General features: G+C 70.5%; 13 protein-coding genes and 1 pseudogene. 10 read left to right on the top strand and 4 right to left on the bottom strand.

Annotation, left to right across the window (positions count from 1 at the left end):
* Nucleotides 1–90: 90 nt before the first annotated feature.
* The 3 genes and pseudogenes from ACFXMF_RS42870 to ACFXMF_RS42860 form a co-directional block, all read left to right on the top strand.
* Nucleotides 91–1,284: an MFS transporter gene (locus ACFXMF_RS42870; protein WP_380021149.1), complete on the top strand. Its 1,194-nt coding sequence runs from the start codon at nt 91–93 to the stop codon at nt 1,282–1,284.
* A gap of 40 nt (nt 1,285–1,324) precedes the next feature.
* Nucleotides 1,325–1,801, top strand: a complete 477-nt coding sequence (locus ACFXMF_RS42865) for a GNAT family N-acetyltransferase (protein WP_379987707.1) — start codon at nt 1,325–1,327, stop codon at nt 1,799–1,801.
* A 136-nt stretch (nt 1,802–1,937) separates the two neighbouring features.
* Nucleotides 1,938–2,980 (top strand): annotated as a pseudogene (locus ACFXMF_RS42860) (ArsO family NAD(P)H-dependent flavin-containing monooxygenase); the annotation flags it as partial.
* Nucleotides 2,981–3,319: 339 nt separating this feature from the next.
* Here the strand turns inward: ACFXMF_RS42860 and ACFXMF_RS42855 are convergent.
* Nucleotides 3,320–4,264 (bottom strand): alkylmercury lyase family protein, encoded by a 945-nt coding sequence (locus ACFXMF_RS42855; protein ID WP_380021147.1) that lies wholly within the window; start codon nt 4,262–4,264, stop codon nt 3,320–3,322.
* Nucleotides 4,265–4,387: 123 nt separating this feature from the next.
* On the opposite strand from ACFXMF_RS42855, the gene ACFXMF_RS42850 reads away from it, so the two are divergent.
* Nucleotides 4,388–4,786: a heavy metal-responsive transcriptional regulator gene (locus tag ACFXMF_RS42850; protein ID WP_379987705.1), complete on the top strand. Its 399-nt coding sequence runs from the start codon at nt 4,388–4,390 to the stop codon at nt 4,784–4,786.
* A 254-nt stretch (nt 4,787–5,040) separates the two neighbouring features.
* A complete protein-coding gene (arsM, locus tag ACFXMF_RS42845; protein WP_379987704.1) occupies nt 5,041–5,823 on the top strand; it encodes an arsenite methyltransferase in 783 nt (260 codons plus the stop codon).
* 82 nt (nt 5,824–5,905) lie between these two features.
* Here the strand turns inward: arsM and arsB are convergent, their stop codons facing one another.
* Together arsB and ACFXMF_RS42835 are read right to left on the bottom strand one after the other, a co-directional pair.
* Nucleotides 5,906–7,003, bottom strand: coding sequence for an ACR3 family arsenite efflux transporter (gene arsB / locus ACFXMF_RS42840; protein ID WP_379987703.1), 1,098 nt, complete (start codon nt 7,001–7,003; stop codon nt 5,906–5,908).
* Nucleotides 7,003–7,314 carry an ArsR/SmtB family transcription factor gene (locus ACFXMF_RS42835; protein WP_379987702.1) on the bottom strand — a complete coding sequence of 104 codons (312 nt, stop codon included), beginning with the start codon at nt 7,312–7,314 and terminating at the stop codon, nt 7,003–7,005. Before ACFXMF_RS42835 ends, arsB begins: the two co-directional genes overlap by 1 nt.
* A gap of 60 nt (nt 7,315–7,374) precedes the next feature.
* On the opposite strand from ACFXMF_RS42835, the gene ACFXMF_RS42830 reads away from it, so the two are divergent.
* The 3 genes from ACFXMF_RS42830 (at nt 7,375) to ACFXMF_RS42820 (ending at nt 8,834) form a co-directional block, all read left to right on the top strand.
* Nucleotides 7,375–8,001 (top strand): low molecular weight phosphatase family protein, encoded by a 627-nt coding sequence (locus ACFXMF_RS42830; RefSeq protein WP_379987701.1) that lies wholly within the window; start codon nt 7,375–7,377, stop codon nt 7,999–8,001.
* 48 nt (nt 8,002–8,049) lie between these two features.
* Nucleotides 8,050–8,460, top strand: a complete 411-nt coding sequence (locus ACFXMF_RS42825) for an arsenate reductase ArsC (protein ID WP_379987700.1) — start codon at nt 8,050–8,052, stop codon at nt 8,458–8,460.
* 110 nt (nt 8,461–8,570) lie between these two features.
* A complete protein-coding gene (locus ACFXMF_RS42820; RefSeq protein WP_379987699.1) occupies nt 8,571–8,834 on the top strand; it encodes a hypothetical protein in 264 nt (87 codons plus the stop codon).
* Nucleotides 8,835–9,001: 167 nt separating this feature from the next.
* Here ACFXMF_RS42820 and ACFXMF_RS42815 read toward each other — a convergent pair whose 3' ends face one another.
* Entirely contained in the window at nt 9,002–9,349 is a 348-nt protein-coding gene (locus ACFXMF_RS42815; RefSeq protein ID WP_379987698.1) for an ArsR/SmtB family transcription factor, read from the bottom strand.
* A 350-nt stretch (nt 9,350–9,699) separates the two neighbouring features.
* On the opposite strand from ACFXMF_RS42815, the gene ACFXMF_RS42810 reads away from it, so the two are divergent.
* Both ACFXMF_RS42810 and ACFXMF_RS42805 read left to right on the top strand, forming a co-directional pair.
* Nucleotides 9,700–10,209, top strand: a complete 510-nt coding sequence (locus ACFXMF_RS42810; protein ID WP_379987697.1) for a hypothetical protein — start codon at nt 9,700–9,702, stop codon at nt 10,207–10,209.
* 247 nt (nt 10,210–10,456) lie between these two features.
* A partial coding sequence (locus ACFXMF_RS42805) for a tetratricopeptide repeat protein (protein ID WP_380021145.1) occupies nt 10,457–12,720 on the top strand: 2,264 nt, incomplete at its 3' end.

Below are 12,720 nucleotides of genomic sequence, written 5' to 3'. Positions count from 1 at the left end.
CCAGGTTAAATTTTTCGAGTGGGGGGGGGGTTGCGGGGGCCAACCCGAACAAAACGCCCCCCGTCGACTGCGCAGCCCATTGGGCGGGGGGTGCGCGCCGTCCTGATCGGGTTGTGCGTCACCGAGATCACCAGTTGGGGCATCCTCTACTACGCCTTTCCCGTCCTGGCGCCGGCGATCCAGGACGACACCGGCTGGTCCGCCCCGGCCACCACTGCGGCGTTCTCCGCCGCGCTGATCGTCGCCGCGATCGGCGGCATCCCGCTGGGCCGCGTCCTCGATCGACGCGGACCGCGCGTCGCCATGACCCTCGGGTCGGCCCTGGCGACGGCCGCCGTGCTCGCCGTGGCCGCGTCACCAAACATCTGGTGCTTCGCCGCCGCCTGGCTGCTCGCCGGAGTCGCGATGACCGCCGTGCTCTACCAACCCGCGTTCGTCGCCCTCACCCGCTGGAACGCGCCCCACCACGTGCGCGCCCTGACGACACTGACCCTCGTCGCGGGCCTGGCCAGCACCGTCTTCGCCCCACTCACCGCGGCACTGGCCGACCACCTCTCATGGCGCGGCGTCTACCTCGTCCTCGCCCTCGTCCTGGCAAGCGTCACCATCCCCGTCCACGCGGTGGTCCTGCGCCGCCCGTGGCCCGACCACCCGGCACCCGATGCGGGTTCGGCCCGGACCGAGGCGGACACGAGCACCCGATCGGTGGTCCGCAGCCGGCCGTTCGTGCTGCTCGTGGTGTCGCTGACGATCGCGTGCTTCGCGATGTACGCCGTCATGATCAACCTCGTACCGCTGCTGACCGAGCGGGGCGCGAGCACCACCCTCGCCGCCTGGGCACTGGGACTCGGCGGCATCGGACAGGTCGCCGGACGCCTGGGTTACGCGGCCCTGGTCCGCGGCACGAGCGTGCGCTCCCGCACCACCTGGGTCCTGGCGACGGCCGCCGCCACCACTGCGGCGCTGGCGTTCGTGCCGGGCCCGGTCTGGCTGCTGATCGCCGTCGCCGTCCTCGCCGGCACCGCCCGCGGCATCGCCACGCTGCTCCAGGCCACCGCGATCCCCGACCGATGGGGCACCGCCTCCTACGGCGCGCTGTCCGGGATCCTCGCCGCACCGATCATGGCCGCCTCCGCCGTCGCCCCCTTCGCCGGCGCTGCCCTCGCCGAACCCCTGGGCGGATACCCGCACATGTTCGTGGTCCTGGCCGTACTCGCCGTCGCCGGTACTCTCCTCGCCCTCGGCAGCATCCCCACCACCCGCCCCCGGAAGGAGCATCCGTGACCTCCACCCGCCCCGCGCGGCGACCCTCGCGATCGAAGCCATGGCCCCGGCCCACGCCGAGGGGGTCCTGGCCGTCTATGCGGCCGGCCTGGCCACCGGCAACGCGACCTTCGAGACGACCGTCCCCACCTGGGAGGCGTTTTGGGCGAAGAAGACCGCCGAGCACTGCCACGTCGCCTTGGACACCACCACCGGCGACGTCCTGGGCTGGGTCGCGGCGTCCCCGGTATCGGACCGGTGCGTGTACGCCGGGGTGGTCGAACACTCCGTCTACGTCGATCCCGCTGCCCAGGGACGCGGGGTGGGGCGGGCGTTGCTCGACGCCCTGATCGCCTCGACCGAGACGGCCGGGATCTGGACCATCCAATCCGGTGTCTTCCCCGAGAACACGGCGAGCCTGGCCCTGCACGCCCGGGCCGGGTTCCGGGTGATCGGCACCCGCGAACGCGTCGGCCGCCACCACGGCACCTGGCGCGACGTCGTCCTCCTGGAACGTCGTAGCCCCACCATCGGATAGGAATCACCGCCGCCACCACCGTCACGTGGATCCGGCCGCACGCGCGTCCCGACGAAGCGGACGTCCCCGTTGCGGCGATCATGAAGGCGACGATCACTCGAAGGCTGCTTCGACCGTCATCGCGGACAAGGACTCGATGAACACCACCCATCGCCACGACGTCGTGGTCGTCGGCGCCGGCCAAGCCGGCCTCGCCGCCGGATACTTCCTGCGCAGAGCCGGCGTCGACTTCGTCGTCCTCGACCGGGAGGAGACGCCGGGCGGGGCGTGGCAGCACGGCTGGGACTCGCTCCACCTGTTCTCGCCCGCCCAGTACAGCACCCTCCCCGGGTGGTGGATGCCACCCGAGCCGGGCCGGACGTTCCCCACCGCCACCCACACGGTGCACTACCTGGCCGACTACGAGAAACGCTACGAACTGCCCGTCCACCGCCCCGTGATTGTCCGAGCCGTGCACCGCGAGCCGGACGGTCTGCGCGTGGACACCGACGACCGGTCGTGGCACGCGCGGGTCGTGGTCAGCGCGACGGGAACGTGGCGCTCGCCGTACGTGCCGTACTACCCCGGGCAGGCGACCTTCGCCGGACGCCAACTCCACACCGTCGCCTACCGGTACCCGGACGAGTTCGCCGGGCTGCGCGTGGCCGTGGTCGGCGGAGGCAACTCGGCCGCGCAGATCCTCGCCGAGATCTCCACCGTCGCCGACACCACCTGGTTCACCACCCGCCCCCACGCTTCCTGCCCGACGACGTCGACGGCCGCGTCCTGTTCGACGTCGCCTCCCGCCAACAACTCGCCCACCGCACCGGCGCCGAGGACACCGGCGGGGTGGGGGCGCTGGGCGACATCGTGATGGTCCCCGCCGTCCTGGCGGCCCGCGAACGCGGCGTCCTGCGCGCTGAACCGATGTTCACCCGCGTCACCGAACACGGCGTCGTCACCCCTGGTGGCGCCGAGCCGGCGTGCGACGCGATCGTGTGGTGCACGGGATTTCGCCCCCACCTCGCACACCTGGCACCCCTGAAGCTGCGCGACCACACCGGCCGGGTGCCCACCGAGGGCACCCAGGCCCTGGGGGAGCCGCGTCTGCACCTGCTCGGCTACGGCGACTGGACCGGCATCGCCTCGGCGACGATCATCGGCGCCACCCGCACGGCCAAGACCACCGTCGCCGACATCGTCACCGCCTGCGTTCGGATCCCCGGACATGGGCTGGCTGAGCACGCAAGCCGGCCTCGGCGAGTTCCCCCGACCGCAGCGGCGAGACCGGCCCGGTCGCCCCGCTCATCGCCCGGTGCCTTCCACGCTCTCGCCCGCCCGGGCTCCTCGGTCGGCAACGTGCAGGACTGCGGTACCCAACCCATGATTGGGACTCCCTCGACCTCGAACCATTTCACGACCGGGTCGGTCGGGGCGATGATCCGACGGTGAACCTGTACCCGGGTACCGGATGCGAGCCCCACGGTGCCCGTCTTCCGCAAGCGACCCTTCGTCGACGTACGCGCGCGGTGGATGGAGTCAGCCGTCGGACAACAGCGGTCCGAACGTTCGTCGGCCGATGTCCTCGGCCCGGGCCCGACCGACGACATCGCCGGTCACCTCCGGGTGTTCGTCCGCCCACCGGCGTGCGGAGGCTTCGCCGGTGAAGAAGTTCAACGCGTCGCAGCAAACCGAGGCCGCAGGCCCGGAACGACCGCGGTGACCGATGAACACCACCGCGCTCGGCGGCTGCCACACGGCCCCGTCCGGGCTGTCGGAGACGACGATGGGGTCGCCGGTGACCGGGTCGGCGGAGGAGATCACCACGTCGGTGCCGAGCATCGTCGCGATGCCCAGCGCGTCGATCGCGCACATCGACCACACCTCGGTACCACCGGCGATCCGCACACGGTGCGCGGTGGGAACGGCGGAGAACGGATAGGCGGCCCGGATCCGCCCGTCCCCGTCGAGGGCCAGGAAGTCCTCGCGGTCCAGCTCGGCCAGCACCTCCCCGGCCGTGCGCCCGCAGGTGGCGGCCACCGCTTCCAGCTCGGCCGCCTCCGGGGCGCGGCCGGTGGCGGCGAAACACCCCAGCACCGCCTGCTGAACCGCCCGCAGCCCGCCCTCGGCCGGGGCACGCCGGCCCCGGCCGCCGCGCCCGATCGGATCCGGGACGCCCGCGTCGCGGCACTCGCGCTCGTCCGCGCCCCCGGGCGGCCCGACCGGCAGGCCCACCAGGGCCCGGCGCAGGGCCTGCACGCTCGGCGCTCCCTCGGTACGGCCGTCCGCGTCCCGGTACAGGCGGCACGACACGCTCGGTACCGCCCCCGCCGGCGCGAACGGGTCGACGCCGTCGATCAGCACGGTGGGCGAACCGGTCATGCCCCGCCGGGTGGCCTCCGCCTCGTCCCGTACCTCGACCAGCTCCACGTCGGCCGCCCGGCCGTCCAGCGCGGCAACGATCCGCTCGCGTGCGATCGGCACGTTGGGGCAGTGGGGGACCGTTAGTACGGTGATGCGCATGCTCGTGGCCTTTCGGCTCGGGGGTCCGTGCACCCGACGCTAGACGTTCCAGTGCACTGGAAGGTCAAGGCGTAGCCTGGACGTATGCGTATCGGGGACCTCGCGACCGTCGGCGGAGTCACCGCCAAGACCATCCGCTTCTACGAACAGGCGGGTCTGCTGCCCGAGCCGCCTCGTACCGCGGGCGGCTACCGCGACTACGGTGGTGACGCCACACTGCGGCTCGCCTTCATCCGTGACGCCCAAGGCGCGGGCCTCAGCCTCGCCGAGATCCGCTCCGTTCTCGCCTTGCGCGACAGTGGCGAATCCCCTTGCGGACACGTCACGGACCTGGTCGTCAAGCACCTCGCCGACATCGAACAGCGCCTGGCCGAACTCTGCAAGACCCGCGCCGCGCTGCGGGAGCTGGCCCGACGAGCGGCGGAGACCGACCCGGACACCTGCGGTGAGAACGGCATCTGCACCATCCTGTCGGCGCACTGAGAACGCCCGACTCTCGTCTGACACGGGCATGTGCGCGAACCGAATCCGGGGCCGTTTCCGCCGGGGCTCGCCGATGGAAGTCCCACGCCGGACCGGGCTCGGAGGTAGAGACCCCGAGCGGTCGGTGTCCGGGAGGGAAACGGTGGTCGACCATCGACCTGTATGCATAGATGCCGGCCGATGTATGCATTCAGACTGCGAGGGCCGAACGATCCCCGTCGGTGATCGCGGTTCGCACGAGAGGCGGATACACCATGCCCAACGAGACCGAGACTCGCGAAGACCTGCGCGCGCAGGTGCGCGAGACGTACGGGGCGGCTGCTGCCACGGTCGTGGCAGGGGGCACGGCCACGAGCGGATCGTGCTGCGATGGCACCGAGGTGAGCGTCGGCGAGGGCTTCGGGTCCGAGCTTTACGGCGCCCGGGACCGTGAGGGCCTGCCCGCGAAGGCGGTGGCCGCGAGCCTGGGTTGTGGGAACCCGACCGCGGTGGCCGAGTTGCGTGAGGGCGAGCGGGTGCTCGACCTGGGCTCGGGCGGCGGGATCGACGTGATCCTGTCCGCGCGGCGCGTCGGGGCCTCCGGCAAGGCGTACGGGCTGGACATGACCGACGAGATGCTGGCCCTGGCCGTGGCCAACGCGAAGGAGGCCGGCGTCGACAACGTCGAGTTCCTCAAGGGCTCGATCGAGGCCGTCCCGCTGCCCGCCGCGACCGTCGACGTGGTGATCTCGAACTGTGTAATCAACCTGGCCGTCGACAAGGACGCGGTGTTCGCGGAGGCGTTCCGGGTCCTGCGGCCCGGTGGTCGGCTCGGTGTCTCCGACGTGGTGGCCGACGAGGGCCTCACCCCCGAGGAGCGGGCGGAGCGTGGCTCGCATGTGGCGTGTATCGCCGGGGCGCTGTCGGCGAGCGAGTTCGAGGCGGGGCTGACGGCCGCCGGGTTCCTGCGGGTCTCGATCGAGCCGACCCACGAGATCACCAACGGGATGAGTTCGGCGATCATCCGCGCCGACAAGCCCGGCGCCTGCGGCTGCTGACCTGTCGGCCGCCCTCGGGGGGACGAGGGCCTCGCGGTGGCGGCGCGGGTGCGGGGGAGCGCCCGAGCCGCCATCCGAAAGGTCACGCGGAGGTGGTCTCGCGTGTGTGCCGGCGCATGAACGCCAGCGACACGTACACCAGGGCCACGAGGACCGGTACCTCGATGAGCGGGCCGACGACGCCCGCCAGCGCCTGGCCGGAGGTGACGCCGAAGGTGCCGATGGCGACCGCGATGGCGAGTTCGAAGTTGTTGCCGGCGGCGGTGAACGCGAGGGTGGCGGTGCGGTCGTAGGGCAGGCCGATGCCGCGCCCGATGGCGTAGGAGCCGAACCACATGATCGCGAAGTACACGAGCAGCGGCAGGGCGATGCGGGCGACGTCGCCGGGCTCGCTGGTGATGGTGTCGCCCTGGAGGGCGAACAAAATGACGATCGTGAACAGCAGGCCGTACAGGGCCACGGGGCCGATCTTCGGGAGGAACTTCGTCTCGTACCAGTCGCGTCCCTTGGCCTTCTCGCCCTGGCGGCGGGTCAGGAACCCGGCCAGGAGCGGGATGCCGAGGAAGACGATCACGTTGACGGCGATCTTCCAGAACGACACGTCGAGGTGTTCGCCGTCGCCGAGTCCGAGCCATCCGGGCAGGAGGTCGAGGTAGAACCAGCCCAGCACGCCGAACATGACGACCTGGAACACCGAGTTGAGGGCGACCAGGACGGCGGCGGCCTCGCGGTCTCCGCAGGCGAGGTCGTTCCAGATGATGACCATCGCGATGCACCGTGCGAGGCCGACGATGATCAGGCCGGTGCGGTACTCGGGTAGGTCGGCCAGGAAGATCCAGGCGAGCGCGAACATGATCGCCGGGCCGATGATCCAGTTGATCACCAGGGACGACGCCATGAGCCTGCGGTCGCCGGTGACGGTGTCGAGGCGGTCGTAGCGGACCTTGGCGAGCACCGGGTACATCATCAGCAGCAGGCCGAGCGCGATCGGCATGGAGATGCCGCCGATCTCGACCTTGGACAGCGCGTCGTCCAGGCCGGGGATCAGCTTGCCCAGGCCGATGCCGATGGCCATGGCGAGGCCGATCCACACCGGCAGGAACCGGTCGAGGGTGGAGAGTTTGCCGACGATCGCGGCGGAGCCGTCCGCCGTGGCGGGTGGGCTGTCGGTGGCGGTCATCAGCAGGGCCTCTTCCGGTCGGTGGCGGCGGTCTCGCGGGCGGTGGCTGCGAGATCGCCCAGGGTTGCGGCTACGGCGTCGAGCGCCTCGGCATTGAGGCGGTAGTAGACGAAGCGTCCGCACGGTTCGGTGTCCACCACCCCGGCCTCGCGCAGCACCTTGAGGTGGTTGGACAGGTTCGTCTGCCTCGCGCCGGTCTCCTCGACGAGGTGGGTGGCGCACAGCGCCTCGCCCGCGAGCAGCGTGACGATGCGCAGACGCAGCGGGTCGGCGAGCACCTTCAACAGATCAGCATCGACTGACATCATCATGGGCTGATACGTTACTGGTCCGGGGAGCGAAAAGCGAACCCCCGATTCCAGGAGTCAGTCATGCCCCCCGTGGTCCTGTTGGCCGGCGGTGAGCGGCGTCTGGCCGCCGCGTACGCCGGGGTGTTCTCCGCGACGACGGTGCGGTCGGTGCTGTACGCCTCCTACGAGGCGTTGGCCGCCACCGCCACCGTGACGCCGCACCTGCCGCTCCTCGCGGAGCGGTTCGCCGCCGAACGCCTGGACGCCCTGGCACACACCGCCGGCTCCGACGCCGAGCCCCGGGTGTTGTTCGTGTGCACCGCGAACTCCGGGCGCTCGCAACTGGCCGCCGCGCTGTTCAACAGGCACGCACAGGGCGGCGCGCGCGCCTGGTCGGCGGGAACCGCCCCGGGCCCCGAGGTCGAGGCCGCAGTCCTCGCCTCGCTCGCGGAACTGGGCATCGACGCGGGCGAAGCCTTCCCCAAGCCGATCACCGACGAGGTCGTGGCCGCCGCGGACGTCGTGATCACGCTGGGCTGCCTCGACGCACTGCCCCTGGTCGCCGGCCGTCGCTACGCGGACTGGCCCGTCGCCGACCCCGGCGGCGGCCTGGCCGAGACCGTGCGCGGCATCCGGGACGAGATCGACACCCGCGTCACCGCACTCCTCACCGACCTGCGCACGAGCACCCCCGCCCCGCCCCGCTGACCCTTCCGCTCGACTCCGACACCACCACGTTCCGAAAGGACCCCCGCCATGTCCGACAAGCCCTCCGTGCTTTTCGTCTGCGTCCACAACGCCGGCCGCTCCCAGATGGCCGCCGGCTTTCTCGAACACCTGGGCCAAGGCGCCATCGAGGTCCGCTCCGCGGGCTCGATCCCCGGCGACCGGGTCAACCCGGCAGCGGTCGAGGCGATGAAGGAGGTCGGCATCGACATCTCGAACGCGACCCCCAAGGTCCTCACCACCGAGGCCGTCCAAGCCTCCGACGTCGTCATCACCATGGGCTGCGGCGACGCCTGCCCCATCTTCCCCGGCAAGCGATACCTCGACTGGGCCCTCGACGACCCGGCCGGCCAAGGCGTCGACGCCGTGCGCCCGATCCGCGACGAGATCGAGCAGCGCATCCGCGTCCTGATCGGCGAACTCACCGGCGAACAGGAGTAGGCGATATTCGGAATCGGACGCATTCGTCGTGTCGCCGGCGCCGAGCACTTGCCTGGGTGCGGGCCTCACGACGATGCGAACCGCCCTCGGCCCGCAGTGATCACGGTGGTGTGACGGACGTTGAATACGTGCCCGTGGTGGTCCTCAACGGCCAGGACTCCGACGACCAACTGCTCTCGGCGGCGTACCTGAGCATTCTCTTTCCGCTGGACCCACACCGCTTCCTCTTCCTGCCACACCTGGTGATGCAGGACGACGACCGGAACAAGAGGGTCGATCACCGCCTGAAGGTGGACGGTGGCCTCGCGTTGATGTTCAGCATGGCCACAGCCACCTGTTCCAGCACCTGCGGCACAATCCCATGCCGCACCTGAAGTTGACGGGGCCACGACTGCCCACACCCTGGGCCACCGGCCGGGATCACCCGTCCCCGTCCTACGCGATCACCTACGACGTCATGGCCCCGAACCTCACGGATCCCACACGTGACCGAAGTTCACCCCCGGGGTGGAACACGGCCGACGGGGAGCGTCGATCGAGCTCAGCCGACCGGGACCACCGTGTTCAGAATGGTCCCGACCAGGCCGAGGCGGTCGTGGACGAGGGTGAACCAGGCCCAGGTGCCGCGCTTGTCCTTGGTGAGCAGGCCGGCGTCGACCAGAAGCTTGAGGTGATGGCTGATCGTGGGCTGGCGCAGCCCGAGGGAGTCGGCGAGGTCGCAGACGCAGGCTTCCCCACCGGGGGCGGCGGCGATCAGGCTGAGCAGTTGCAGGCGGGTGGGGTCGGCGACGGCCTTCAAGGTGGTGGCCAAAGCCTCGGCGTCCTCACGAGCGAGGGGCACTGCGCCTGCGGTGCTGTGGCACGTGGTGTCCTGCTCGTTCGTCGTCACCCTTGCATCGTTCACTATTTAACTTTACGGAAGGTGAACCGAAACCCGGTCCAAGGTGAACGCCGCCTCTAGGCACCGCACAGGAGCCGATATCCCAGGGCACGCACCGTCAGTGGGGATCCGCACCCCAGCCGAGAGTGTTGCCTTGAACGGTTGAATCTAAGCAAATGCGCCTGTGAACTCCTCAAGGTCTCCCGAGCCGCCTACTACCTCCGCCACACCACGGCACCCGGCCCGCGCACATAGTGGCCGCGTTGGTCCTTGAGGATCGAACGTCGGCGAAACGACGGCGGGGCGGCGGGGCGGGACCGTAGCGTGGCCGGAGGGATGTCGGCCCACGAGGATTCCGGGTGATGGTCATGGATCCGATCACGATCGCGATGTTGGCAGCGTTGGCTGGTGGTGTCGGTGGAGAGGTCGGCCGGCAGGCTTGGGCGAGCCTGAGCGCGCTGGTGCGCCGCCACCCGGTGCGGACCCCGCCCGATGCCGCGCCGCCAACGTTCGGTGTCGAGGGTGGAGCGCCGGTGGGCGTGGGTGAGATCACGGCGTTGGAGGCCGCGCCTGCGAACCACGTGGCAGCCGAACGGTTGGAGCGTGTTCTGCGTGAACGCGCTGTTGTCGACGCCGGGTTCGAGCACGCGCTGCGCGTGTGGTCCGCGCAGCTCAGCGGCGGACTCGCGGTACATCCGGAAGCCGCGGCCGAACTCCAACGCGCTGTTGACGCCCACGCGGAAGTGGGCGCTGTGGGTCGTGTGTCGTATGCGGGTGACCACATCGACTTCAGCCACGGCAGCTTCACCGGCCCAGGGCAGGTCGTCGGCAAGATCGGCACCCAGTACCAGCAGCACCCCCCACGCTGAACCACTCGGACAGCCCTTGCCGTGGACCGCCGGGCGGGGGCATGCGGGATCGGATCGCCTCACATGCTCGCCAACGAGCTTGACCGGCAACGAAGAGCGGTGGCCACGCACCGGGATCCCGCCGGGGTGGTGGCCCGCTGGGTGAGGTCCCGGCGCTAGGTCAAGGCGTTGGTCCGACAGCGGCACCAGCCGGCTGGGCGGGCGGGTCACCGTCGGGATCGGGGTACGGACGTGATCGGGGAGATCGATGGCGAAACGCGGACAGCGCAAGAAGGCCGGAAAGCGACAGGGAGGCAGGACGGGGCCGGGCGGGGACCACGTCGACTTTCGCAGGGCTCATCTCGACCGGACCGGTCAGGTCGTCGGGGCAATCGGTATCCAGCACGTATACTCCGCAGCGGCCGTTCCGCAGGTCCTCGACATGCTCCCGGGCACCGAGAGCGCCTTCACCGGTCGCGAGACCGACCTCAACGCCCTCCTAGCCGCCCTCGCCCCAGCCCCTCGCTCAAAAGACGCAAGCGCTGGCACCAAAGCGGTGGTGGTCGCCGGGCTCGGCGGAGTCGGCAAGACTACCCTCGCCGTCGCTGCGGCCCACGCCGCACGCGAGAAAACCTGGTACACCCACACCCTCTTCCTCGATCTGCGCGGCTACGACGAACACCCCGTGGAACCAGGCCAGGCCCTCGACGCCCTCCTGCGCGCCCTCGGCACCGAGCCCGAACGCATCCCGCCCGAGGTCGAGCAGCGCGCTGGCTGGTACCGCGCCACCCTCAATGCCAGCGGAAGCCGGGTCCTGGTCGTGGCCGACAATGCCTCCACCGCCGAGCAGGTCCGACCGCTCCTCCCCGGCACCGGCCCACACCGACTCCTGGTCACCTCGCGCCACACCCTCACCACGCTGACCGCCCGACACCTGAACCTGGGCGTCCCGGATCCGGATACGTGCGCCGACCTGCTGGACCGGGTGCTGCGCATCGCCGATCCCGACGACGGCCGGGTCGGCGAAGACCCGGCTGGGGCGGCCGCGTTGGCGAATGCGTGCGGGTTTCTCCCATTGGCGCTACGGATCACCGCCGCCAACCTCACCCTCGAACCCGACCGGCCCATCGCCGAAGTGACCCAGGACCTGACCGTGGCGGGCGCCCGACTGGACCTGCTCGACGACGGCGAACGCGCAGTGCGCGCCACGTTCGACCTATCCCTGCGGCGCCTGCCGCACGACCAGGTGGAAGTGTTCCGGCTGCTGGCGCTGAGCCCCGGATCCGACATCGGCCTCGAAGCCGCCACCGTTCTCACCGGCCGCCCGCAACCCCGAACCCGCGTCCTGCTCGCCCTACTCACCCAGGCACACCTGCTCGAGTACGACCGCTCGCGGGGCGAGCGGTGGCATATGCACGACCTCGTCCGCGACTATGCCGGGGAACTCGCCCGCAGCTATATGGCCACCGGACGCAACACCCGCCGCCGCTACACCCAAGCCATCGACCGCCTCATCACAGACCACTACACCCCCAACGCGGAAGCAGCCGCACTCCACCTCGACCAAACAGCTGGCACAGTGCCTTCGGGACGATTCGCCGACCGGGCCTGGGCACTAGCCTGGCTGGACACCGAACACGGCAACCTCGTCGCCGCCGCGCTCGCCTCCGCCGCCGCGCACCCCTCAACTCCCGGACGCGCCTCCACCGCCGCCCGCTTGGCCGATGCTCTCAAGCCTTACCTGCAGTCGCGCAGACACTTCGACGATTCGGTCACGCTCGCAACCCTCGTCCTCGACCAATGCACCAAGGCGCGCGACCGACCCAACCAAGCTGGCGCGTGGACCAACCTCGGCATCGCCCTGCAGGGAGTACGCCGGTTCAAGGATGCCCTCGCCGCTCTCGAACAAGCCCGCGACACCTTCCACATCCTTGGCGACACCCACGGCGAAGCCAACGCGTGGAACAGCCTCGGCGTCACCCTGCACGAGGTGCGCCGATTCGACGAGGCCGTCACCGCTCTCGAACACGCCCGCGACACTTTCCACACCTTCGGCGACACCCGCGGCAAAGCCGGCGCGTGCAGTAACCTTGGCGTCACCCTGCGCGAGATGCGCCGGTTCGACGAAGCCGTCGCCGCCCACGAGCATGCTCGCGACGTTTACCACGCTCTCGGCGACACCCACCGTGAAGCCGGCGTATGTAACAACCTTGGCGTCACCCTGCGCGAAATGCGCCGGTTCGACGAGGCCATTACCGCCCACGAGCATGCCCGCGACACCTTCCGCATCCTTGGCGACATCCACGGCGAAGCCGACGCGTGGAACGGCCTCGGCGTCGTCCTGCAGGGGGTACGCCGGTTCGACGAAGCCGTCGCCGCCCACGAGCATGCTCGCGACGTTTACCACGCTCTCGGCGACACCCATCGCGAAGCCCACGCGTGCAACAGCCTCGGCGTCGTTCTGCGCGAGATGCGCCGGTTCGACGAAGCCGTCGCCGCCCACGAGCATGCTCGCGACGTTTACCACCTGTC

The sequence above is a fragment of the Embleya sp. NPDC059213 genome, assembly GCF_042754445.1.
Lineage (GTDB): Bacteria > Actinomycetota > Actinomycetes > Streptomycetales > Streptomycetaceae > Embleya.
Note: the sequence above shows the minus strand (reverse complement) of the source record. Positions and strands in the feature narration are given on the sequence as shown.

Bases quoted from the DNA above. Each gene is read 5' to 3' on its own strand.
- ACFXMF_RS42865 (WP_379987707.1), top strand. From the start codon at position 1,325: ATGGCCCCGGCCCACGCCGAGGGGGTCCTGGCCGTCTATGCGGCCGGC.
- ACFXMF_RS42850 (WP_379987705.1), top strand. From the start codon at position 4,388: ATGCGTATCGGGGACCTCGCGACCGTCGGCGGAGTCACCGCCAAGACC.
- arsM (WP_379987704.1), top strand. From the start codon at position 5,041: ATGCCCAACGAGACCGAGACTCGCGAAGACCTGCGCGCGCAGGTGCGC.
- arsB (WP_379987703.1), bottom strand. From the start codon at position 7,003: ATGACCGCCACCGACAGCCCACCCGCCACGGCGGACGGCTCCGCCGCG.
- ACFXMF_RS42835 (WP_379987702.1), bottom strand. From the start codon at position 7,314: ATGATGATGTCAGTCGATGCTGATCTGTTGAAGGTGCTCGCCGACCCG.
- ACFXMF_RS42830 (WP_379987701.1), top strand. From the start codon at position 7,375: ATGCCCCCCGTGGTCCTGTTGGCCGGCGGTGAGCGGCGTCTGGCCGCC.
- ACFXMF_RS42825 (WP_379987700.1), top strand. From the start codon at position 8,050: ATGTCCGACAAGCCCTCCGTGCTTTTCGTCTGCGTCCACAACGCCGGC.